We start from the raw sequence: 21,156 nt of genomic DNA, 5'->3' as shown, positions 1-21,156 counted from the left end.
GCATGGGCGGGTGCATCAGACACCCGCCCAGCCGAACCGAGCAGCCCACGACCGTGAGATCGAGTCACTCGCCGAGTTCGACGAGGTGGTCGCCGGACACGGCTCACTGGCCCAGTACCGCGTGCAGGCAGTCGATCTGACGGACCGTACGGACGAGTTGCTCGGCGCCGACACCGAGGGCGCCGTCTTCCTCGGCTGCCCGATGGACCCCCGGGCCGCGGCGCACGTCCGCGCCACCGGCGCCCTGGTCTTCCCGCCGGTACCGGGGCTCCCGTTCGATCCGTACCGCGGATTCCCTTACACGCCCGACGAGTTGTTCCGGTCGCTCGACGACGGCTACGAGGCGACACCCGACGCGCTGGCCTACGCCTGGTTCCAGCGCACCAAGGCGGACGGCGACGTCTTCTCCTCGATGCTGCGCGCGATCCACGACGACTCGGTCTCCGACTCCCTGGACGAACTCCTCGCAGGCGCACCGGTGGTGGGCGTCATGGGCGGACACGCGATGGCCCGCGGCACCGTCGAGTACGCCGGCGCCGCGCGTCTGGGCCGCGAGCTGGCGCGCGACGGGTTCACGGTCGCCACCGGCGGCGGCCCGGGCGCGATGGAGGCGGCGAACCTCGGCGCGTACGCCGCGCCCTTCGCCGACGGCATGCTCGAGGAGGCGCTGCTGCTCCTCGCCAAGTCGCCGTCCTTCCGGCCGTCGGTCACCGACTGGGCGCGGGCCGCCTTCGAGGTGCGCGAACGCTGGCCCGGCGGCGGGGAGTCGGTGGGCATACCGACCTGGTTCTACGGCCACGAGCCGCCGAACGCCTTCGCCGCCCACATCGCCAAGTACTTCACCAACGCCATACGCGAGGACGGCCTGCTGGCCCGCTCCACCGCCGGGGTGGTGTTCCTGCCGGGCGCCGCCGGGACCGTGCAGGAGATCTTCGACAACGCCACCCCGAACTACTACGGGTCGCGGGGCGAGCCCACCCCCATGGTGCTCGTGGACGAGGACCACTGGACGCGGCGGCTGCCCGCCTGGCCGCTGCTGCGGTCACTGGCCGCGGGACGGGCGATGGAGTCCCGAATCAGCCTCGTTGACCGGATCGAGCAGGCTCCCGAGGCGTTGAAACGTCTGCGCAGGCAATAAGCAGGCAAAGTCAACGGCCCTGACGGGCTTACGCATTGACACCTCTTATGGAACGCTTATAAACCTGTGTGTCTCTTGGGGATGCTGGGGCCTCAACTCTTCCGTGCGCCCCAACTCCCTGTCTACCCCCCGCAGTTATGCACTCTGTAAAGGACAAACGTGTCCATAACTCGCCGTAACGCACGTCGTTCCGTGCGCATCCTGGGTGTCGCCTCCGCCTCCGCCGCACTGGCGCTGGGCGTCGCGGGCCAGGCGCTCGCCTGCAACATCAGTGAGTTCTCCGCCGAAGCCAAGTGCGACGGCGCCAAGGGCGTCATCGTCGTCACCGACAAGGACAGCTCCGGCACGCCCGCCACCGTCACCGTCTTCGAGAAGACCGACGCCGGTGAGACGCAGGTCGGCCAGGAGGTCGTCAAGGGCTCGGGCGGCGCAGGCACCCCGGTCGTCTTCAACGTAAACTGGAAGGCCAGCACGACCTACCGGATCCACGTCAAGACGGACCGCTTCAATGTCGACGACGACATCGCGGGCGGTCTGACGACCGAGGCCACCACCTGCAATAAGGAGGAGTCCCCCTCCCCGAGCGCGCCGGCCAGCCCGTCGTCGAAGCCGTCCCCCTCCGCTCCGGAGGAGTCCGCGAAGCCGACTCCGTCCGCCTCGGAGAGCAGCACCGCCCCGGCCCCGGCGGCCACCTCGGGCAACGCGCCGTCCCCGGCGGCCGGTGACTCGAACCTCGCCGAGACCGGCGCCAACTCCAACACCGGCATGATCGCCGGTGTGGCCGGCGCGCTGGTCGTCGTCGGCGGTGGCGCGGTCTTCTTCGGCATGCGTCGCCGTGGGGCGAAGAACGGCGCCTGACGCCCGGCTTCGCACACCGCTCGTGCGGCACCGCGGCCCGTCCCCGTATCCCCGGGGGACGGGCCGCGGTCCTGTTCAGCCGAAGCTGGTCCGCTCGAGCCAGAACTCCAACACCTCGCGCTCGCCCAGCACCTCGAGACCGGGGGCGTCCAGCGGCAGCCGCCGGTAGAAGGCGAGCAGCACCGAGGTGAGCGGTCCGCGCAGGGCGACGGCGGCCTTCTCACGGCCGCGGCGCCAGCCGACGCCCTCCTCGCCCAGCTCGACGATCCACTCGGCGTTCAGGGCGGGTTCGGCGTCCGTGGCGTGCAGGTGGATGCTGCGGCCCGGGCCACGCAGCTCCGCCGCGGCCGGATGGGCCGCGTTGCGCTGCACCCACTCCACGAGCTGGAGCCACTCGTCCAGCGCGTCGGCGGCGACGTCGGGCGCCACGTCGTAGGGCAGGCCGGCCGCGAGCGCGGCGTCGGCGCGGTGCACGGTGATCTCGTGGGCCATGCGCCGGGCCCAGAAGCCGCAGTCGAGGTCTCCCGCCCACGCCCACACCGCGGTGCCGGGTCCCGCCTCGCGCAGCGCGGCCACGGTCAGCTCACCCGTCTGCGCGAGCCACTCGTCCAGGGCGGCCGCGTCGCCCCGCTTCTCGGGCCCGGCACCGAACGGCACCCGCTCCAGCGGGATGTTCTCCTGCGCGCGGGCGCGCACCAGGGTGTCCACCCAGCGCAGGGCACCGCCCATGTGGCGCACCAGGTCCTCCAGCGACCACTCCGGGCAGGTGGGCACGGTGGCGGCGAGATCGGCGCCGGAGGTCACCACGGCCCTCAACTGCCCCACCTGCAGCTCGATTTCGTCGCAGTACCGGTCATGTGCGAGCAAGGTCATGTCCTCACCCTAGGCACACGATGATCACCCGAGCACGACGATTTCGGCCACGTCGAAAGCGATTCCCAGCTCGGCACCGGGCTCGGGCGCGTCCCGGAGCGCGCAGGCCGCCTCCAGGGGCGGGCCGCCGTCCAGGGGCAGCAGCCGGACGGCCACATGGGTGCCCTTGAAGGTGCGGGCGGTCACCGTGCAGGGCAGGCCCTCGCCGGCGGCGACGAGCCGCACCCCGGCGGGGCGCACCAGCAGCGGGCGGTCGCCCCGCGGTGAACCCTCGGGCACGGGCAGCTTGCCCCAGGGGGTGTCCGCGGCGCCGTCGGCGACGGTCGCGGGCGCCACGTTCTCGAAGCCGAGGAACCGGGCCACGAACTCGTCCGCGGGCCGCTGCCAGACCTCCAGCGGGGTCCCGGACTGGGCGATCCGCCCGTCCCGCATCACCACCACCCGGTCGGCCAGCACGAACGCCTCGCCCTGGTCGTGCGTCACGGCCAGCACGGTGGTGCCCAACCGGCCGAACAGCTCCCGCAGTTCCACCACCAGCCGGTCCCGGAGCGAGCGGTCGAGCTGGCCGAGCGGCTCGTCCAGCATCAGCAGCCGGGGCCGGGGCGCGAGCGCCCGGGCCAGGGCCACCCGCTGCTGCTCGCCGCCGGACAGCGCGGCCACGGCCCGCCCGGCCGCCCCCGGCAGGCCGACCAGCTCCAGCAACTGGCCCACCTCGGCGTCCCGTCGCCCCTTGCCGACCCCGTGCATCCGCAGCCCGAAGGCCACGTTGCCGCCGACGTCCCGCTGCGGGAAGAGCTGGTGGTCCTGGAACATCAGGCCGACACCGCGCTTGTGCGCCGGCACGCCCGCCTGGTCCCGGCCGCCGAGCAGCACCCGCCCCGAGTCCAGCGGCTGCAGACCGGCCACCGCCCTGAGCAGCGTCGACTTCCCGCTGCCGCTGGGTCCGAGCACGCACACCACCTCGTGCTCGGCGACGCCCAGACCGACCGAGTCCAGCACCGGCCGTCCGCCCAGGCGCACGGTCGCCGCCTCCAGGCTCAGCAGCATCAGAACTCCCCCGTCCGGTCCGTGCGCAGCCGCTCCAGCACCAGCAGCGCGGCGGCGCACACCACCATCAGAATCGTGGACAGGGCCATCGCCTGCCCGTAGTTGAGCTCCCCGGGCCGGCTCAGCAGCCGGGCCACGGCGACCGGAAGCGTCGGGTTGTCGGGCCGCGCGATGAACACGGTCGCCCCGAACTCGCCCAGGGACACCGCGAAGGCGAATCCGGCCGCGATCAGCAGCGCCCGCCGCACCAGCGGCAGGTCGACCTCCCGCCACACCCGCCAGGGCGAGGCGCCGAGCACGGCCGCCGCCTCCCTGAGCCGGCCGTCCACCGCCCGCAGCACCGGCAGCATGGTCCGCACCACGAAGGGGGCGCCGACCAGCGCCTGGGCGAGCGGGACGAGGATCCAGGACTGCCTGAGGTCCAGCGGCGGCCGGTCCAGGGCGATCAGGAAGCCGAAGCCGACGGTGACGGCGGAGACGCCGAGCGGCAGCATCAGCAGCGCGTCGAAACCGCGTACCAGCCGTCCCGCGTCCCGGCGGGCCAGCGCGGCGGCGGCGAGACCCCCGATCACCAGGGCGATGGCGGTGGCGGCGACGGCGTACTCCAGCGAGGTCCACACGGCGTGCAGCGGCGCCACCAGGAAGGTGCCGCCGTCGGCGTCGGTCAGCGCCCGGTAGTAGCCGAGGCCGGGCGCGTCCAGGGAGCGCTGCACGAGGACGGCGAGCGGCAGCACGAGCAGCAGCGCGACGGTGAGCAGGACCCCGGCGAGCAGCGCCCACTGCCCCGCGCCGCGTGGCCGGCGTGCGGTCGTCTTCGGGTCGGCGAGGCGCAGGGCGCTCTCGCGCCGCCGAACCGTCCAGGCGTGCACGGCGAGGATCGCGCCCACCGCGGCGAACTGGACGAGGGTCAGGACGGCCGCCGTGGAGAGGTCGAAGACCTCCGAGGTCTGCCGGTAGATCTCCACCTCAAGGGTGGAGAACGTGGGCCCGCCGAGGATCTGCACCACGCCGAAGGAGGTGAAGGTGAACAGGAAGACCATCAGCGCGGCGGCGGCCACGGCGGGCGCGAGGGCGGGCAGGGTGACCTTCCGCCACGCCGTCAGCGGTGAGGCGCCGAGCATCCGCGCCGCCTGCTCCTGCCGGGGGTCGAGCTGGGCCCACAGCCCGCCGACGGTCCGTACGACGACCGCGTAGTTGAAGAAGACGTGCGCCAGCAGGATCGCCCACACGGTGGTGTCCAGCCGTACCCCCCACAGGTCGTCGAGCAGCCCGCCGCGTCCGACCAGCGCCAGGAACGCCGTGCCCACCACGACGGTCGGCAGCACGAACGGTACGGTGACGACCGCCCGCAGCAGTTGTCTGCCGGGGAAGTCGAAGCGGGCGAAGACGTAGGCGGCGGGCAGGGCGAGCAGCAGGGTGAGCGCGGTGGAGGCGAGCGCCTGCCAGGTGGTGAACCAGAGCACGTGCCGGATGTCCGGCTGTGCGACGACGTCCGCCATCCGCCCGAACCGCCAGGCGCCGTCCGCCTTCAGACCGCGCGCCACGATCGCGGCGACGGGCCAGGCGAAGAACACGGCGAAGAACGCGGCGGGCAGGGCCATCAGCCCCAGCCGCGCCGCGCTCCCGCGCGCGGTGCCCCTGCGGACCGCTACCTCAGTACGAGTGACGTCCACGACTTGACCCACTGGTCACGGTTGGCGGCGATGGTGGCGGGCGGCATCGTCTCGGGGTCCTTGGCCTGCGGCCCGTACTTCGCGAAGTCCGGCGGCACCGCGGCGCCCTGGCGCACGGGGTAGACGAACATGTTGAGCGGCATGTCCTCCTGGAACTCCTTGGTGAGCAGGAAGTCGAGGAACGCCTTGCCGCCCTTGGTGTTCTTCGCGTTGCTCAGCAGGCCCGCGTACTCGGTCTGCCGGAAGCAGGTGCCCTGGGACACCCCGGTCGGGGCGGTGCCGGGCCGCTTCTTGGCGTAGATGACCTCGGCGGGCGGCGACGAGGCGTACGACACCACCAGCGGGCGGTCGCCGCCGGCCTTCCTGCCCTCGGACGACCCGGAGAACTCCTGGTAGTAGGCCTGCTCCCAGCCGTCGACGACCTTGACGCCGTTGGCCTTGAGCTTCTTCCAGTAGTCCTGCCAGTGGTCGCCGCCGAACTTCGCCGCGCTGCCCAGCAGGAAGCCGAGGCCCGGCGAGGAGGTGGCGGCGTTCTCGGTGACGAGGAGGTTCTTGTACGCGGGCTTCGCGAGGTCGGCGAAGGACTGCGGCGGGGTCAGCTTGTGCTCGCTGAAGAAGGCCTTGTCGTAGTTGACGCAGATGTCCCCGGTGTCGACGGGCGTGACACGGTGCCTGCCCTGGTCGACGCGGTACTGAGGCAGCACCTGGTCGGAGCCCTTCGGCTCGTAGGACTGGAACAGCCCGTTGTCCAGGGCGCGGGAGAGCAGGGTGTTGTCGACGCCGAAGAAGACGTCGCCCTGCGGGTTGTCCTTGGTCAGCAGCGCCTTGTTGACGGCCTGCCCGGCGTCGCCGCTCTTGAGGACCTTGACCTGGTAGCCGGACTTCTTCTCGAAGTCCCGTATGACGCTCTTGGAGACGAGCCACGAGTCGTGGCTGACGAGGGTCACGGTCCTGGAGTCCGCGGCGGATCCCTTGGCGTCGTCCGACCCGCACCCGCTCAGCACGGGCAGGGCGACGAGGCCGAGCCCCACCGTCACGGCCACGAGGGTCTTGTTGTGCACTGGATGTCCTCCTGGGGTTGGCCAGGAAGAGACGCGGCCCTGCCCGGGCTCCGCTGGGGGAGTCCCGGGCAGGGCGCAACAGCTTGAGTGGTGACCGAACTTCCTACCCAGAATGACCTGGGCGAGGTTCAGAGGGTCTGCGGCCCGGTTGCCGCACTCTCAGCGCTGTGGCGCTCCCCTGTCGGAATATGCAGATGTAGTGACGTGGCCAGATTATCGCTCGGTGGCCGCGAGCTGACCACAGGCCCCGTCGATCTCCTGTCCCCGGGTGTCCCGGACCGTGACCGGTACCCCGTGGGCCGCGATGGCCTCCACGAACGCCTTCTCGTCCTCGGGCCGCGAGGCGGTCCACTTCGAGCCCGGCGTCGGGTTCAGCGGGATCAGGTTGACGTGCACGGGCCTGCCCTTGAGCAGCCGGCCGAGCCGGTCGCCGCGCCAGGCCTGGTCGTTGATGTCCCGGATCAGCGCGTACTCGATGGACAGCCGGCGTCCGGACTTCGCGGCGTACTCGAACCCGGCGTCCAGCGCCTCGCGCACCTTCCACCGCGTGTTCACGGGGACCAGGGTGTCGCGCAGTTCGTCGTCGGGCGCGTGCAGGGAGATCGCGAGCCGGCACTTGAAGCCCTCGTCGGAGAACCGGTGGATGGCCGGGACCAGCCCGACCGTCGACACGGTGATGCCGCGCTGCGACAGGCCGAGCCCGTCGGGGGCGGGGTCGGTCAGCGCCCGGATGGCGCCCACGACCCGCTTGTAGTTGGCGAGCGGCTCCCCCATGCCCATGAAGACGATGTTGGACAGCCGCGCGGGGCCGCCGGGCACCTCGCCGTCCCGCAGCGCCCGCATACCGTCCACGATCTGGTGCACGATCTCGGCGGTGGACAGGTTCCGGTCGAGACCCGCCTGCCCGGTCGCGCAGAACGGGCAGTTCATCCCGCACCCGGCCTGCGAGCTGATGCACATGGTGACCCGGTCCGGGTACCGCATCAGCACGGACTCCACGAGGGTGCCGTCGAACAGCCGCCACAGCGTCTTGCGGGTGGTCCCCTGGTCGGTCGACAGGTGCCGCACGACGGTCATCAGCTCGGGGAGCAGCGCTTCCTGCAGCCTGCCGCGCGCACCGGCGGGGATGTCGGTCCACTCCGCCGGGTCGTACGCGTACCGCGCGAAGTAGTGCTGCGACAGCTGCTTGGCACGGAACGGCTTCTCCCCGATCTCGGCCACCGCGTCCTTGCGCTCGGCGGGCGTGAGATCGGCGAGATGCCGCGGCGGCTTCTTGGCTCCGCGCGGGGCGACGAAAATGAGTTCTCCGGGCTTGGGCATGGTGGTTCCAGTGTCGCAGATCCAATCGGGTGACCTGGGGCTGTCACCCGCTACGACTGTCGTCAGTTGTCGTCGCCGGTCGCGGTCGACCGCGTGTTCCGCCCGCGCCGCCGGGCACGCGCCAGGGATGACCCCTTCTCGCGCGGCATCGGTCCAACTGGCAGAGCGTCCGGACGGGCCTCCGTGGTTGTTGTGGGCCTTCCTGGTCGTGTGGGCGATCTGCGGAGTGTTCGTCCTCTTCAAGCTGCGCCGGAACGGCTGGAGGTTCCCCCGGCGGCGCTGAAGCGGCCCGACTGAATCAAACGCGGCAGGCGTGTGATGTAGACCACTCCGCGACCTATCACGTTTTGGGCACTTCGATCTGCTTGCGCTGTTGCGCCGGCACCTTTCCCTGCATCAAGATCACCTCCGGTTAATACATCTCTCATTTGGGGGTTCGATGCGACGGATTGCCTCTGTTCTCACTGGAATTCTTCTGCTTTTGGGCGGAAGTTTCATTTTGGCGCCTTCAGCCAGTGCCGCCGGCTATGGATGCAGTGGAAGCGAGATCGACACGTACCAGGTCAAGACTTCCGGCGGCAGCGTCTACGGCAATATTCACCTCTACTACGACTCTTCGACCGGCAAGAACTGCGCGGTCAACGTGGCCACGAGCGCGGGCGGTTACGGTACTCCCACCTTCAAGTTCGTGATGCTCGTGAAGTGTGTCGCCGGAGACACCGCGGGATCCACCTGCACGCAGGACACGTACTCTCAGGACCCGACTTCCACGGGTGTCACCTACAGCCAGTACGCCGGGCCGGTCAACATCTCTGCCGCCGGTCGGTGCATTTCGGTGTCGGGCGTCATCAGCCTCACCAGCGGCCCGAGCTCCTCGCAGGCGCAGTACACCAGTAAAGCGACTCATTGCGGATAACCTCTGAGTCCGTGACGGCCCGCCGGAATTCCGGCGGGCCGTTCTTGTTCCGGAGCCTCGCGGCTGTGTCGTCGCGACCTTGAGGCCGAAGCCGATCCCGTCGCGGCGGCTGCGCAGCAGCGTCTGCACCCCGAGGAAGGCCAGGTACGCGGCCCCGGCCGGCTTGATCACCGTATAGGCGACGGCGGAGGCGGCCAGGACGGCGAGGACTCCCGCGGCGGCGAGCAGTTGTACGGGCACCGGCTCACCACCCCACCGGGTGGTGCGGCGCCCGGCAAGGGGTGCGGTACGGCCGCCGTCCGTCCGGGCAGGCGCCGTCCTCATCTGTGAAGTTCTGCTGGTGAACGGTCGGGTTTCCTGGTCGGGTATTGCCCCACGCGTCGTGCTGCCGTAGCAAGGTGCGCCATGAACCTTTTCGGCCGCAGCCCATTCCAGCGGCGTCCGGAGGCGCCCGCCTCCCTCGCCGGGTACACCGCCTCGGCGCCGGGCGCCACCGCCGTCCTGCCCGATCCCGGTCTGGCGTCGCTCACCGGGGATTGGGCGATCGATCCCGCGCACAGCAGGATCGGGTTCTCCGTGCGGCACGCGATGGTGACCACGGTGCGCGGCGCCTTCACGGAGTACGAGAGCAAGCTCTACTTCGACGCCGGTGACCCGTCCCGCTCCCGGGCCGACATCGTGATGTACACCGCGAGCGTGGACACCGGGGTGGAGCAGCGTGACGCCCATCTGGTGGGCCGTCAGTTCCTGGACGCGGCGACGTACCCGCGTATGACCTTCACCAGCAACGCCGTGCGGCTCGCGGGCGATGACGTCTACCTGATGTCAGGCGACCTCACCATCAAGAACATCAGCCGCCCCGTCGACCTGGAACTGACCTACATCGGCCATGTCACGGACCCCTTCGGCTACGAGCGGGTCGGCTTCGACGGCACCACCACCATCAACCGGTGCGACTGGGGCCTGACCTACGACGCCAGGCTGGCCCAGGGCGGGGCCATGGTGAGCGAGAAGGTCCGCCTCCAGTTCGACATCGCCGCAATCCGCACCGCCTCCTGAGTCCGGCACGTACGACGACGGGCCCCACCCTGGTCGGGGTGGGGCCCGTCGTCCGTGTGCTCCGGGCGGCTCTCGTGCGCTCCGTACCGCTTCCGTGTGCCAGGGACGGCTCAGGCCGAGCCGACGAACAGCACCAGCAGGAGCCAGACCACCGGCGCGGTCGGCAGCAGCGAGTCCAGCCGGTCCATGATGCCGCCGTGACCGGGGAGCAGGGCGCCCATGTCCTTGATGCCCAGGTCGCGCTTGATCATGGACTCGCCGAGGTCGCCGAGGGTGGCGCTGGCGGCGACGGCGAGGCCGAGCACGAGACCCTGCCACCAGGCGCCGTCGTCGATCAGGAACTGCATGCACAGCGCGCCCGCGACCATGGCGAACAGCACCGCGCCGAGCAGGCCCTCGCGGGTCTTGCCGGGGCTGATGCGCGGGGCGAGCTTGGTCTTGCCGAAGCGCCAGCCGACCGCGTAGGCGCCGGTGTCGCTGACGACCGTCAGGAGCAGGAAGGTCAGCACACGCCAGGGGCCGTCGCCGGCGGTGAGCATCATGGCGACGAACGTGGCGAGGAACGGCACGTAGAACGCCGCGAAGACGCCGGCGGTGACGTCCCTGAGGTAGCCCTCCGGCGGTTCCGTCATGCGCCAGACCAGGATCGCCAGGGCGGTCAGCGCCATCGCGACCCACGCGCCCTCGGCGCCGCGGACGTACCCGGCGACCACCATCGCCGCGCCGCCCACCGCGAGCGGCACCAGCGGCGCCCCGATGTCCTTGCGCTCCCGCAGCCTGCTGGTCAGCTCCCACAGCCCGACGACCACCGCGACCGCGATGACACCCACGAAGACGGCCTTGACGACGAACAGCGACGCGATGATCACCACGCCGAGCCCGACCCCGACGCCTATGGCGGCGCTCAGGTCACGGCCCGCGCTCTTCTTCTGCGGCGCGGGCGCCGGCTGCGGGGCGTCGGACATGGGCTCCGGATTCTGCGTCTCGTTGCGGAACAAGGGGCCGCTCAGCCGAGCGGCCCCCCGGTCGTCGTCCTGGTCTCCGCCATGCGCGGGTACGTCGGGCACGATGGGCATGGGGCGAGTCTGCTGCGCCTGAGGCGCCTCGTACGCGGGACCCGCCGGGGCAGGCCCGTGGGCGGGCCCGCCCTCGGCGGGCCCCCAGTAGCCGGTCTGCCCCGCCGTCGGCGGCGCCCCCCAGGAAGAGTGGCTCATCAGACTTCGAGCAGCTCCGCTTCCTTGTGCTTCAGGAGCTCGTCCACCTGGGCGACGTACTTCGCCGTGGTGTCGTCCAGCTCCTTCTCCGCACGGCGGCCCTCGTCCTCGCCGACCTCGCCGTCCTTGATCAGCTTGTCGATGGCGTCCTTGGCCTTGCGGCGCACCGAACGGATCGACACCCGGGCGTCCTCCGCCTTGCCCTTGGCGACCTTGATGTAGTCGCGGCGGCGCTCCTCGGTGAGCTCGGGGAACACCACGCGGATGATGTTGCCGTCGTTGCTCGGGTTGACGCCCAGGTCGGAGTCGCGGATCGCCTGCTCGATGTTGCGCAGCGCGGTCTTGTCGAACGGGGTCACGACCGCCATGCGCGGCTCCGGCACGGAGAACGAAGCCAGCTGGTTGATCGGCGTCGGTGCACCGTAGTACTCGGCAACGATCTTGTTGAACATCGCCGGGTGCGCACGGCCGGTGCGGATCGCGGCGAAGTCCTCCTTGGCGACCACGACGGCCTTCTCCATCTTCTCCTCGGCCTCGAGGAGGGTCTCTTCGATCACCACTTGCTCCTGCGTGTCTTGAGTGAGGCCCGGCTGCGGTTGCTGAAGTCGTACGGCGGCCGGCTGCGTCGCGTCTTCTTCCTGCACGGTTCCCGACCGGCAGGGACATTGTCCATCCCCCGGCCAGGGTGCGTCCCGTCCGTACCCCGGACAGGTGTCCTACCGCGGGCGTCCGGGGTGTGCCGGTCAGTCCCGGCTGCCCTGGTCACCCACCAGCGTGCCGATCTTCTCACCCTTGACGGCCCGGGCGATATTGCCCTCCGCGAGCAGTTCGAACACCAGGATCGGCAGGTTGTTGTCGCGGCACAGGGTGATGGCGGTGGCGTCGGCGACCTTGAGGTCACGGGTGATGACCTCGCCGTAGCCGAGGGCGTCGAACTTGACGGCGTCGGGGTGGGTCTTGGGGTCGGAGTCGTAGACCCCGTCCACGCCGTTCTTGCCCATGAGAAGCGCCTCGGCGTCGATCTCCAGGGCGCGCTGGGCGGCGGTGGTGTCGGTGGAGAAGTACGGCATGCCCATACCGGCTCCGAAGATGACCACACGGCCCTTCTCCAGGTGGCGCACGGCGCGCAGCGGGATGTACGGCTCGGCGACCTGGCCCATGGTGATGGCGGTCTGCACCCGGCTGTCGATGCCCTCCTTCTCCAGGAAGTCCTGGAGGGCGAGGCAGTTCATCACGGTGCCGAGCATGCCCATGTAGTCGGAGCGGGCGCGGTCCATGCCGCGCTGCTGGAGTTCGGCGCCGCGGAAGAAGTTGCCGCCGCCGATGACGACCGCCACCTCCGCGCCGTCCCGGACGACGGCCGCGATCTCACGGGCGATCTTGTGCACCACGTCCGGGTCCACGCCCAGGCCCCCGCCACCGGAGAATGCCTCTCCGGACAGCTTCAGCAGAAACCGGCCGCGTACTTTGCCGTCGTCGCTCTTCTGGGCCTTGGTGGTCATGGAGATCCCGCCTCTTTCACGTGTTGCACATACGAAGAAGGCCACTGCCGGTTGGGGTCGCTTTTCGCTCCCATGCGCGGCAATGGCCTCCTCGTCAGATCTGCTGTCGTCCGACACGCGCCCGGGTGGGGCGGTGTGCGCGCACGACTGCTGTCGACCCTATAGCGGTCGCGCGTCGATCGCGGTACGGACTCAGATGCCGACCTTGATGCGCGTGAAGCGCTTCAGGGTGACACCGGCCTCTTCCAGCACCTTCTGGACCGACTTCTTGTTGTCCAGCGCGTACGGCTGGCCGAGCAGCGTGGCGTCCTTGAAGAAGCCGTTCACGCGACCCTCGACGATCTTGGCGATCGCGGCCTCGGGCTTGCCCTCGGCGCGGGTGGTCTCCTCGGCGATGCGGCGCTCGGACTCGACGACGTCGGCCGGCACGTCCTCCTTGGCCAGGTACTTCGGCGCGAAGGCGGCGATGTGCTGGGCGATGCCCTTGGCGACCTCGGCGTTCGGCTTGTCCAGCTCCACGAGGACACCGATCTGCGGGGGCAGGTCGGGCATGGTGCGGTGCATGTACGAGATGACGAAGCCGTCGGAGAACTGCGCGAAGCGGTCCAGGACGATCTTCTCGCCGAGGTTGGCGTTGGCCTCGTCCACGAACGCCTGGACGGTCTTGCCGGCCTCGATCTCGGAGGCGAGCAGGGCGTCGATGTCGGCCGGGGAGCTCTTCGCGACGTGCTCGGCGATGGCCTTGGCCACGGCCTGGAACTTGTCGCCCTTGGCGACGAAGTCCGTCTCGCACTTCAGCTCGACGAGGACGCCGGAGGAGTTGTCGTCGGCGATGATGGAGACCACGGCGCCGTTCTCGGCGGAGCGGCCCTCGCGCTTGGCGACGCCCTTCTGGCCCTTGATGCGCAGCGCCTCGACGGCCTTGTCGACGTTGCCCTCGGCCTCGTCCAGCGCCTTCTTGCAGTCCATCATGCCGGCGCCGGTCAGCTCACGCAGCTTCTTGACGTCGGCGGCGGTGTAGTTCGCCATGAGTCTGTGAGTCTTTCTCGAAGTCTTCGGAGAACGGAGATCAGCGGGGTCCGCGTCCACTTGTAGCCGTGGGCCGCGGACGGCGTGCCGACCTACGGGTGAACAGTGGGGGCGGATTCACCCGCGCCAGGGGCGCAAGGGATCCGGTACCGCCCCCACTGTCGACGCTGACGTCAGGCCTGCTCGCCCTCGGCGGCCGGGGCGGCCTCGGCGGCCGGGGCGGCCTCCGCGGCGGGGGCCTCGGCCGGCTTCTCGGCCTCGGCGGCCGGAGCAGCCTCGGCGGCCGGAGCAGCCTCGGCGGCCGGAGCAGCCTCGGCGGCCGGAGCGGCGTCGTCGGCCTTCTTCTCGCCCTCGAGCAGGTCGCGCTCCCACTCGGCGAGCGGCTCGCCCGCGGCCTTCTCACCCTTGTCACCGGTGGCGACGCGAGAGCGGGAGATGAGGCCCTCGGCGACGGCGTCGGCGATCACGCGGGTGAGCAGGGTGACGGAGCGGATCGCGTCGTCGTTGCCCGGGATCTTGTAGTCGACCTCGTCGGGGTCGCAGTTGGTGTCGAGGATCGCGACGACCGGGATGTTCAGCTTCCGGGCCTCGCCGACGGCGATGTGCTCCTTCTTGGTGTCCACGATCCAGACGGCGCTGGGCACCTTCTGCATCTCGCGGATACCGCCGAGGGTCTTCTCCAGCTTGGCCTTCTCGCGGGAGAGGACCAGCAGCTCCTTCTTGGTGAGGCCGGAGGCGGCCACGTCCTCGAAGTCGATCTGCTCGAGCTCCTTGAGGCGCTGCAGACGCTTGTAGACGGTCGAGAAGTTGGTGAGCATGCCGCCCAGCCAGCGCTGGTTGACGTAGGGCATGCCGACGCGGGTGGCCTGCTCGGCGATGGCCTCCTGCGCCTGCTTCTTGGTGCCGACGAACATGACCGTGCCGCCGTGGGCGACGGTCTCCTTGACGAACTCGTAGGCGCGGTCGATGTACGACAGCGACTGGAGCAGGTCGATGATGTAGATGCCGTTGCGCTCGGTGAAGATGAAGCGCTTCATCTTCGGGTTCCAGCGACGGGTCTGGTGACCGAAGTGGACGCCGCTCTCCAGCAGCTCCCGCATCGTGACGACGGCCATGGCCGTTTCTCCTTGAATTTCTCGGTTGTGCCGCGACAGCCGGCCGGCCGTCGCGCCTGACGCCCGCGTTGCGCCGGTGCCACGAGGGACCGAGGGGCGCTGATACGGACCGTCCGACGGACACCGTCCGACGAGACCCGTACCGGGGCGTGCGAAGTCGACCCGGTGACCCGGATCGCCAGAAGAAGTGTACGGGACCCGCGGGGTACCGGGTGACGCCGCTGTCCACAACCGGGGAGCGGTCCACAGTTCCCGGCCGTGATCGGGCGGGTGCGGGAGGGTTCGGGCATGCGACGAGAGATGCGGCATTCGGGTGTGTGGGCGGGCCTGGCGCTCGGTCTCGCGGCACTCGTGCCTACGCCCCCGGCCTCCGCGGACTCCCCTGCCCCGGCGCCCTCACCGCCCCCGCGGGCACCGGTTCCGGCCATCGCCCGCGCCTGGCCGGTGGGGGTCCGGCCGGTGGTCGTACGCGGCTGGGAGCCGCCCGCGACGGTGTACGGCCCCGGGCACCGGGGCGTGGACCTGGGCGCTACGGCCGGCGCCCCGGTGCGGGCGGTGGCGGCCGGACGGGTGTCCTTCGCCGGACGGGTGGCGGGGCGCGGTGTGGTGTCGGTGGAACTCGCGGGCACGGCTCTGCGCACGACGTACGAGCCGGTGACCCCGTCGGTGGAGAAGGGGGACGTGGTGGGTGCGGGCGACGTGGTCGGCGCGCTCGAGGCCACGGCCCCCCACTGCCCCGCCACGTGCCTGCACTGGGGCCTGCTGGCCGGCGAGACCTACCTGAACCCGCTGGCCCTGCTGCCACCGTGGCTGCTGCGTGCCGGACCGTCCAGACTGCTCCCGGTGCTCGACGTCCCCGGTCAGCGGCGCGCACCGCGGGCCGGCCGGCTGCGGGCCCGCGCGCTGAGGCCCGCCCGGGTCCGCGGCAGCGCCCTCAGCCCCGCACCCCGCGCAGCGCCATCCGGACGGCCGCGTCCGTGATCCGGTCCGGCTCCTCGGCCGCGCCCAGCTCGATCCGCCGCACGGCCGCGTCCACGACCCCCTGCAGCAGCATCGCCGCCAGCCGGGGCTGCTCGTGCCCGATCTCCGCCAGCGCCTCGACGACCATCGCGACCAGCCCGCCGTGCGCCGCCCGGATCTTCTCCCGCGCCCCCGCGTCCAGCTCGCTCGCCGAGATCGCCACGACGGCCCGGTGCCGCCGGTCCCCGACCAGCGCGAGCTGCTGCCGCACATACGCCTCGACCTTGCCCTCGGCCGTCGGCGCCCGCTCCATCGCCGTCGCTACCTCCGCCGCCCAGAGCGGGAAGTCGACCTCGCACAGCTCCTCGACCACGGCGGCGCGCGAACGGAAGTACTCGTACACGGAGGACCGCGCCAGGCCGGTCCGCTCGGCCAGCGCGGGGAAGGTCAGCGCTTCGGTCCCGCCGTCGGACAACAGGGACCGAGCCGCGTCCAGCAGGGCGGCTCGCTGCATCGACCGGTGCTCGGCCACGGAGGCCGCTCGAATCCTTGGCACGTCGACCACTTTACGGACGCGTCCCCGCGAACGGGAGCGACTCAGCGTCCGAAGCTCGCCAGCTTCGCCCTGAGCTGCAGCACCGACTTGGTGTGGATCTGGCTGACCCTGCTCTCGGTGACCCCGAGCACGTTGCCGATCTCGGCGAGGGTGAGCCCCTCGTAGTAGTAGAGCGTGACGACGGTCTTCTCCCGCTCCGGCAGCGTGTTGATCGCACGGGCGAGGAAGCGCCGCAGCTCCCGGTCCTCGGCGACCTCCACCGGGTCGTCGGCGGCGGTGTCCTCGAGCGTGTCCATGAGGCTGAGCCGGTCGCCGCCGTCGCCGCCGACGTGCAGCAGCTCCTCCAGCGCGACCACGTTGGCCAGCGACAACTGGCTGAACACGGCGTGCAGCTCGTCCACCTCCATGTCCAGCTCGGCGGCGACCTCGCCCTCCGTCGGGGTCCGCCGCAGCCGCGCCTCCAGGGTGGCGTAGGCCCGTTCGACGTTGCGCGCCTTCTGCCGGACGGACCGCGGGATCCAGTCCAGGGCGCGCAGCTCGTCGATCATGGCGCCCCGGATCCGGGTGATCGCGTACGTCTCGAACTTGATCTCCCGGTCGATGTCGAACTTCTCGATCGCGTCGATCAGCCCGAACACCCCCGAGGAGACGAAGTCGGCCTGCTCCACGTTGGGCGGCAGACCGACGCTGACCCGGCCCGCCACGTACTTGACCAGCGGCGAGTAGTGCAGGATCAGTTGCTCCCGCAGCCGCTCGTCCCCCGTCGCCTTGTACGACCGCCACAGTTCGTCGAGCGTCGAGGGAGCGGGCGGCCGCACGCTGCCACCGTCACGTGCGGCTGGTGGGACCGCCGCCCGGTCCGAGCCGGAGGTGTGCTGGGGCATTCGTCGCCTTGTGCCGTTCTGCCGTGAAGTGCCGTGATCTGCCGAAGAGTGCTGGGAGGTGGGGCGGTGAGCGGAAGTGGTGTGCGGTGGGCCACCGCGGGGTGTGCGGGACACCCGGGTGAGCCGTCGGTCTGGGGTCGGGTCGGCGCGGTCTGCGCCCGGACCTTGTGAGCGTAGCGTGACTGTGGTGTCGCGGTGTGCGAACAACGAGGCACCACCCCCGCACGGAGCCCCTCCGGCGACCGCGCCGCCGCACGCGGCGGATCGCTCTGTGTGACCACCCGAATGTGCCAACTCCGTGAAATCCCAAGGACATAGGGCGTTCCCCCGGACGGCCGAACACGCTCGGTCAGCACGGGGCGGGACCGCCCCGGGCCGAGATCAGCGCCTGGCGTGTCAACTTCCAGCCGTCGCCATGTCGTTCGACGTAGCCAAGTGCTCGGAGTTCGTACAGTCGCGCGATCGCGTCGTCCGGGGTGGTCCGCGCGCCGCGGGCGATCTCCCCGGCGCCGGCCGGGCGGCCGCCGGGCAGCGCGGCGAGGACGGCCCGCGCGCCCGGGTCCAGCAGGTCGCGCGGAAGGACGGGGCCGTGCCTTGGCGGGGCCAGCTCGCCCATGTCGCCCACGAGCTCGATGACGTCCGCCGCGTCGGTGACCAGCGTGGCCCCGCCGCGCAGCAGTTCGTGCACGCCGGCGGAGAGCGAGCTGGTCACGGGCCCGGGGACGCCCATGGTGAACCGGCCGAGCCGCTCGGCGGCCCGCGCGGTGACCAGCGAGCCGCTGCGGCAGGCCGCCTCCACGACGACGGTGCCCCGGGTGAGCGCCGCGATCACCCGGTTCCGCAGGACGAACCGGCTCGGCGTCGGGTGGTCGCCGGGCGGCAGCTCCCCCACGACCAGTCCCTGCTCCGCGATCCGGTCGATCAGCGCGGTGTGCCCGCGCGGATAGGGCCGGTCCACGCCGCAGGCCAGCACCGCGACGGTGGCCCCGCCGGCGGCGAGTGCCCCACGGTGGGCGGCCCCGTCGATGCCGTAGGCCCCGCCGGACACGACCACCCATCCCCGTTCGGCCAGCTCGGCGGCGAGGGTGGCAGCCACATGCGTTCCGTACTCGGTGCAGGCGCGGGCCCCGACCACGGAGACCGAACCGAGCGCCCACATCCGCAGACTGGGCGAGCCGCGCACCCACAGGCCCGTGGGCCGCCCGTCCCCCAGGTCGTCGAGTCCGCCCGGCCACTCGGCGTCCCCCGGGCACACGAAGCGCACACCGGCGCTCCGCGCCACCTCCAGGTCACGCTCCGGCTCGGCCCGTGCGGCCCGCGCCACCAGTCCGGCCCAGCGTTTCCCGCTGACACCGGGCAGCCGCCGGCCGTCCTCGCGCAGCCGCCGGACCACTTCCGTCACCCCGAACTCCCGCAGCCACCGACCGCCGGCCTCGTCACCCGGCTCCATGACCCGGGCGAGGAAGACCCGCCCCAGCAGTTCCTCGCCCGCGTCGGCCCCCGCCGTCACGCCGGGGCTCCGAGGGCCATGGGCACGCCCCGCGGGACGCCGGTGCGCAGTTGCAGGGCGAGGCAGACGTCGCCGGCGTCCGGGCGGTCGTGGCCGACGAGATCCGCGACCGTCCAGGCCACGCGCAGCACCCGGTCGAGGCCGCGGGCGGTGAGCACGCCGCGCTCCAGGCTGCGCGCCGCCTCGTCCATCGCGCCGGCGGCGGCGTGGAAGCGGCTGCGCAGCTCCCTTCCGGGCACCTCGCTGTTGGTGCCCCAGGGCGTGCCGGCGAGGCGGGCCGCGGCACGCTCCCGGGCCGTGCGGACCCGGTCGGCGACGGCCGCGGAGGACTCGCCCCCGGCCCCGGGCGCGGTGAGCTGGGCACGGGTGACCGGGTCGACCTCGACGCGCAGGTCGACCCGGTCCAGCAGTGGTCCGGACAGCCGGGCCTGGTAGCGGCGGATCGCCGACGGCGGGCAGTCGCACAGGGAGTCCCGCTGCGAGAACCGTCCGCAGGGGCAGGGGTTGGCCGCCAGGACCATCAGGAAGCGGGCGGGGAAGCGCACCACTCCCGCACTGCGGGCGATCACCACGTGCCCGGACTCCAGCGGCTGCCGCAGGGCGTCCAGGGTCTGGCTGTGGAACTCGGGCGCCTCGTCGAGGAACAGCACGCCCCGGTGGGCCAGGGACACGGCGCCGGGCCGCGCGACGCCCTGACCGCCCCCCACGAGGGACTGCATCGTGGCCGAGTGATGAGGCGCGCAGTAGGGCGCCGCCTCGACGAGGGGTTTGCCCGGCGGCAGCAGCCCGGCCACCGAGTGGACCGCCGTGACCTCCAGCGACTCCTGCCGGGTGAGCCGGGGCAGCACGGCGGGCAACCGCTCGGCGAGCATGGTCTTGCCGGCTCCCGGCGGTCCCTCCAGGAACAGGTGGTGCCCGCCGGCGGCGGCCACCTCGACGGCGGTGCGCGCCGAGGTCTGGCCCACGACGTCGGCCAGGTCGTGGTCCGGCTGCTGGGCGCCGCCGCCGTGCATGCCGGTGGCCGCCCCGGCGCCGGGCACCCGCAGACCGGCCAGCAGGGGGTCCGGGCGCCCATGGCCGTCGGGTTCCTCCTCGGGCACGGGCTCGTCGGTGAGGATGGCGATGAGCTGCCGCAGGCTGCGGACGCCGAGCACGGACACGCCGGGGACCAGCGAGGCCTCGGCGGCGGCGCACTCGGGCACGACGACCTGCTCGTAGCCCGCGTCGGCGGCGGCGAGGACGGCGGGCAGGATGCCCCGCACCGGCCGCACCCGGCCGTCCAGCCCCAGTTCGCCGATCATCACGATCTCGGCGAGGGCCCGTGGGTCGATCCGCTCGGCGGCGCCGAGCACCGCGCAGGCGACGGCCAGGTCGAAGCCGGAACCGGCCTTGGGCACGGACGCGGGGCTCAGTCCGACGGTGAGCTTCTTCTGCGGCCACTCGCCGCCCGAGTTCACCACCGCGGCCCGGACCCGGTCCCGGCTCTCCGACAGGCTCTTGTCCGGCAGGCCCACCAGGGTGAAGGCCGCCACCCCGGGTTCCAGGTCGGCCTGCACCTCGACGACCACGCCCTCCACGCCGACGAGGGCGACGGAACACGTGCGGGCGAAACCCATCTCAGGCCACCCCCCGCGCGTGCTCGACGGACGGGGCGCCGCGGCGGGGCAGCAGGACGCCGACCAGGTCGATGCGCACGCCGCCCGGCGGGGCTCCGCCGTGCGCCTGGACCCAGCGTTCGGCCAGGCCGCGCAGGCGTCGCGCCTTCTCGGGAGTGAGCGCGGCCATCGGGTGCTGGAAGCCGCCGGCCCTGCGGGTCTTCACCTCGCAGACGACCAGCGTGCTCCCGTCCCGGGCCACGATGTCGATCTCGCCGGATCGTCCGCAGCGCCAGTTGCGCCGCAGGACGGTCATACCCGCCTCGGTCAGCCGCCGCGCGGCCAGATCCTCGCCGTACCTGCCGAGTCCACTGCGTGCCCTGCTCATGTCGGCACCACCTCCGGCACCCACGGTCACGCAGCGGGCGGGCAGAAGTGGATCTTGGTGGGCTACTCGCCGGTTGTGGAGATCCCCGTCACCCGTTCGACGGAATCAGGGGTCGTCAGCCGCCCGGAAGCTCGAGGTCGCTCTTGTTCAGCTCCTCGATGTTGACGTCCTTGAAGGTGAGGACGCGTACCTGCTTCACGAACCGGGCCGGCCGGTACATGTCCCAGACCCAGGCGTCCGCCATCGACACCTCGAAGAAGACCTCGCCCTGGACCGAGTGCACCTGCATCTCGTAGTCGTTGGTGAGGTAGAAGCGCCGCTCGGTCTCGATCACGTATTTGAACAGACCGACGACGTCTCGATACTCCCGGTAGAGCTTCAGCTCCATCTCGGTCTCGTACTTCTCGAGGTCCTCGGCGCTCATGGCATGTTCCCCTTCAGCCGTGCGATCCCCCCAT

General features: G+C 71.5%; 21 protein-coding genes and 1 riboswitch. Of the genes, 5 read left to right on the top strand and 16 right to left on the bottom strand.

The window, feature by feature from the left end; translation table 11 throughout:
* Positions 1 to 10 precede the first annotated feature (10 nt).
* On the top strand, positions 11 to 1,138 hold the full coding sequence (locus ACFQ9Z_RS22240; protein ID WP_383021003.1) for an LOG family protein: 1,128 nt from the start codon (positions 11 to 13) through the stop codon (positions 1,136 to 1,138).
* A gap of 159 nt (positions 1,139 to 1,297) precedes the next feature.
* Positions 1,298 to 1,996: an LAETG motif-containing sortase-dependent surface protein gene (locus ACFQ9Z_RS22235; protein ID WP_383020999.1), complete on the top strand. Its 699-nt coding sequence runs from the start codon at positions 1,298 to 1,300 to the stop codon at positions 1,994 to 1,996.
* Between the two features lie 75 nt (positions 1,997 to 2,071).
* Here ACFQ9Z_RS22235 and ACFQ9Z_RS22230 read toward each other — a convergent pair whose 3' ends face one another.
* From ACFQ9Z_RS22230 to rlmN, 5 genes are all read right to left on the bottom strand, one after another.
* On the bottom strand, positions 2,072 to 2,869 hold the full coding sequence (locus tag ACFQ9Z_RS22230) for a maleylpyruvate isomerase family mycothiol-dependent enzyme (protein ID WP_383020996.1): 798 nt from the start codon (positions 2,867 to 2,869) through the stop codon (positions 2,072 to 2,074).
* 24 nt (positions 2,870 to 2,893) lie between these two features.
* The gene (locus ACFQ9Z_RS22225; RefSeq protein ID WP_383020993.1) at positions 2,894 to 3,916 is read right to left on the bottom strand and encodes an ABC transporter ATP-binding protein; all 1,023 of its coding nucleotides are present in this window, start codon (positions 3,914 to 3,916) and stop codon (positions 2,894 to 2,896) included.
* On the bottom strand, positions 3,916 to 5,517 hold the full coding sequence (locus ACFQ9Z_RS22220) for an ABC transporter permease (protein WP_383021409.1): 1,602 nt from the start codon (positions 5,515 to 5,517) through the stop codon (positions 3,916 to 3,918). The genes ACFQ9Z_RS22225 and ACFQ9Z_RS22220 overlap by 1 nt, the downstream gene beginning before the upstream one ends.
* Before the next feature lie 47 nt (positions 5,518 to 5,564).
* Entirely contained in the window at positions 5,565 to 6,650 is a 1,086-nt protein-coding gene (locus ACFQ9Z_RS22215) for a thiamine ABC transporter substrate binding subunit (protein ID WP_383020989.1), read from the bottom strand.
* Between the two features lie 82 nt (positions 6,651 to 6,732).
* A riboswitch (TPP riboswitch) is annotated at positions 6,733 to 6,840 on the bottom strand.
* A 23-nt stretch (positions 6,841 to 6,863) separates the two neighbouring features.
* Positions 6,864 to 7,970: a 23S rRNA (adenine(2503)-C(2))-methyltransferase RlmN gene (rlmN, locus tag ACFQ9Z_RS22210; protein WP_383020980.1), complete on the bottom strand. Its 1,107-nt coding sequence runs from the start codon at positions 7,968 to 7,970 to the stop codon at positions 6,864 to 6,866.
* 439 nt (positions 7,971 to 8,409) lie between these two features.
* On the opposite strand from rlmN, the gene ACFQ9Z_RS22205 reads away from it, so the two are divergent.
* Entirely contained in the window at positions 8,410 to 8,886 is a 477-nt protein-coding gene (locus tag ACFQ9Z_RS22205) for a hypothetical protein (RefSeq protein ID WP_383020977.1), read from the top strand.
* A gap of 405 nt (positions 8,887 to 9,291) precedes the next feature.
* The gene (locus ACFQ9Z_RS22200) at positions 9,292 to 9,945 is read left to right on the top strand and encodes a YceI family protein (protein WP_383020974.1); all 654 of its coding nucleotides are present in this window, start codon (positions 9,292 to 9,294) and stop codon (positions 9,943 to 9,945) included.
* A gap of 110 nt (positions 9,946 to 10,055) precedes the next feature.
* Here the strand turns inward: ACFQ9Z_RS22200 and ACFQ9Z_RS22195 are convergent, their stop codons facing one another.
* The 5 genes from ACFQ9Z_RS22195 to rpsB form a co-directional block, all read right to left on the bottom strand.
* Positions 10,056 to 11,159 (bottom strand): phosphatidate cytidylyltransferase, encoded by a 1,104-nt coding sequence (locus ACFQ9Z_RS22195; RefSeq protein WP_383020971.1) that lies wholly within the window; start codon positions 11,157 to 11,159, stop codon positions 10,056 to 10,058.
* Positions 11,159 to 11,716: a ribosome recycling factor gene (frr, locus tag ACFQ9Z_RS22190; RefSeq protein WP_143636040.1), complete on the bottom strand. Its 558-nt coding sequence runs from the start codon at positions 11,714 to 11,716 to the stop codon at positions 11,159 to 11,161. Before frr ends, ACFQ9Z_RS22195 begins: the two co-directional genes overlap by 1 nt.
* 186 nt (positions 11,717 to 11,902) lie before the next feature.
* Positions 11,903 to 12,661 carry a UMP kinase gene (pyrH, locus tag ACFQ9Z_RS22185; RefSeq protein WP_383020964.1) on the bottom strand — a complete coding sequence of 253 codons (759 nt, stop codon included), beginning with the start codon at positions 12,659 to 12,661 and terminating at the stop codon, positions 11,903 to 11,905.
* A 192-nt stretch (positions 12,662 to 12,853) separates the two neighbouring features.
* Entirely contained in the window at positions 12,854 to 13,690 is an 837-nt protein-coding gene (gene tsf / locus ACFQ9Z_RS22180) for a translation elongation factor Ts (protein ID WP_383020959.1), read from the bottom strand.
* A gap of 173 nt (positions 13,691 to 13,863) precedes the next feature.
* Positions 13,864 to 14,805, bottom strand: coding sequence for a 30S ribosomal protein S2 (gene rpsB / locus ACFQ9Z_RS22175; RefSeq protein WP_383020956.1), 942 nt, complete (start codon positions 14,803 to 14,805; stop codon positions 13,864 to 13,866).
* Between the two features lie 300 nt (positions 14,806 to 15,105).
* Here rpsB and ACFQ9Z_RS22170 point away from each other — a divergent pair, with 300 nt between their 5' ends.
* Positions 15,106 to 15,786 carry a peptidoglycan DD-metalloendopeptidase family protein gene (locus ACFQ9Z_RS22170; RefSeq protein WP_383021406.1) on the top strand — a complete coding sequence of 227 codons (681 nt, stop codon included), beginning with the start codon at positions 15,106 to 15,108 and terminating at the stop codon, positions 15,784 to 15,786.
* Here ACFQ9Z_RS22170 and ACFQ9Z_RS22165 read toward each other — a convergent pair.
* The 6 genes from ACFQ9Z_RS22165 to ACFQ9Z_RS22140 form a co-directional block, all read right to left on the bottom strand.
* Positions 15,740 to 16,297, bottom strand: a complete 558-nt coding sequence (locus tag ACFQ9Z_RS22165; protein WP_383021399.1) for a TetR/AcrR family transcriptional regulator — start codon at positions 16,295 to 16,297, stop codon at positions 15,740 to 15,742. The genes ACFQ9Z_RS22170 and ACFQ9Z_RS22165 overlap by 47 nt on opposite strands.
* Positions 16,298 to 16,362: 65 nt before the next feature.
* The gene (gene whiG, locus ACFQ9Z_RS22160; RefSeq protein WP_383020951.1) at positions 16,363 to 17,205 is read right to left on the bottom strand and encodes an RNA polymerase sigma factor WhiG; all 843 of its coding nucleotides are present in this window, start codon (positions 17,203 to 17,205) and stop codon (positions 16,363 to 16,365) included.
* Positions 17,206 to 17,554: 349 nt separating this feature from the next.
* Entirely contained in the window at positions 17,555 to 18,655 is a 1,101-nt protein-coding gene (gene dprA, locus ACFQ9Z_RS22155; protein WP_383021392.1) for a DNA-processing protein DprA, read from the bottom strand.
* Positions 18,656 to 18,711: 56 nt separating this feature from the next.
* Entirely contained in the window at positions 18,712 to 20,331 is a 1,620-nt protein-coding gene (locus ACFQ9Z_RS22150; RefSeq protein ID WP_383020947.1) for a YifB family Mg chelatase-like AAA ATPase, read from the bottom strand.
* Position 20,332: 1 nt separating this feature from the next.
* Complete coding sequence (locus ACFQ9Z_RS22145) at positions 20,333 to 20,728, bottom strand: YraN family protein (RefSeq protein ID WP_383020942.1); 396 nt, start codon at positions 20,726 to 20,728, stop codon at positions 20,333 to 20,335.
* A gap of 85 nt (positions 20,729 to 20,813) precedes the next feature.
* On the bottom strand, positions 20,814 to 21,122 hold the full coding sequence (locus ACFQ9Z_RS22140) for a DUF2469 domain-containing protein (protein WP_003965949.1): 309 nt from the start codon (positions 21,120 to 21,122) through the stop codon (positions 20,814 to 20,816).
* Positions 21,123 to 21,156: the final 34 nt, after the last annotated feature.

Source organism: Streptomyces sp. NPDC056580, assembly GCF_042793175.1.
Classification (GTDB): domain Bacteria; phylum Actinomycetota; class Actinomycetes; order Streptomycetales; family Streptomycetaceae; genus Streptomyces.
This window is presented reverse-complemented; position numbering and strand designations above follow the sequence as displayed.

Coding starts and splice junctions, on each gene's coding strand:
- ACFQ9Z_RS22170 (WP_383021406.1), top strand. CDS start 15,106: ATGCGGCATTCGGGTGTGTGGGCGGGCCTGGCGCTCGGTCTCGCGGCA.
- ACFQ9Z_RS22225 (WP_383020993.1), bottom strand. CDS start 3,916: ATGCTGCTGAGCCTGGAGGCGGCGACCGTGCGCCTGGGCGGACGGCCG.
- ACFQ9Z_RS22195 (WP_383020971.1), bottom strand. CDS start 11,159: ATGAGCCACTCTTCCTGGGGGGCGCCGCCGACGGCGGGGCAGACCGGC.
- pyrH (WP_383020964.1), bottom strand. CDS start 12,661: ATGACCACCAAGGCCCAGAAGAGCGACGACGGCAAAGTACGCGGCCGG.
- ACFQ9Z_RS22220 (WP_383021409.1), bottom strand. CDS start 5,517: ATGGCCCTGCCCGCCGCGTTCTTCGCCGTGTTCTTCGCCTGGCCCGTC.
- tsf (WP_383020959.1), bottom strand. CDS start 13,690: ATGGCGAACTACACCGCCGCCGACGTCAAGAAGCTGCGTGAGCTGACC.
- dprA (WP_383021392.1), bottom strand. CDS start 18,655: ATGGAGCCGGGTGACGAGGCCGGCGGTCGGTGGCTGCGGGAGTTCGGG.
- ACFQ9Z_RS22150 (WP_383020947.1), bottom strand. CDS start 20,331: ATGGGTTTCGCCCGCACGTGTTCCGTCGCCCTCGTCGGCGTGGAGGGC.
- ACFQ9Z_RS22230 (WP_383020996.1), bottom strand. CDS start 2,869: ATGACCTTGCTCGCACATGACCGGTACTGCGACGAAATCGAGCTGCAG.
- rlmN (WP_383020980.1), bottom strand. CDS start 7,970: ATGCCCAAGCCCGGAGAACTCATTTTCGTCGCCCCGCGCGGAGCCAAG.
- ACFQ9Z_RS22140 (WP_003965949.1), bottom strand. CDS start 21,122: ATGAGCGCCGAGGACCTCGAGAAGTACGAGACCGAGATGGAGCTGAAG.
- ACFQ9Z_RS22205 (WP_383020977.1), top strand. CDS start 8,410: ATGCGACGGATTGCCTCTGTTCTCACTGGAATTCTTCTGCTTTTGGGC.
- whiG (WP_383020951.1), bottom strand. CDS start 17,205: ATGCCCCAGCACACCTCCGGCTCGGACCGGGCGGCGGTCCCACCAGCC.
- ACFQ9Z_RS22200 (WP_383020974.1), top strand. CDS start 9,292: ATGAACCTTTTCGGCCGCAGCCCATTCCAGCGGCGTCCGGAGGCGCCC.
- rpsB (WP_383020956.1), bottom strand. CDS start 14,805: ATGGCCGTCGTCACGATGCGGGAGCTGCTGGAGAGCGGCGTCCACTTC.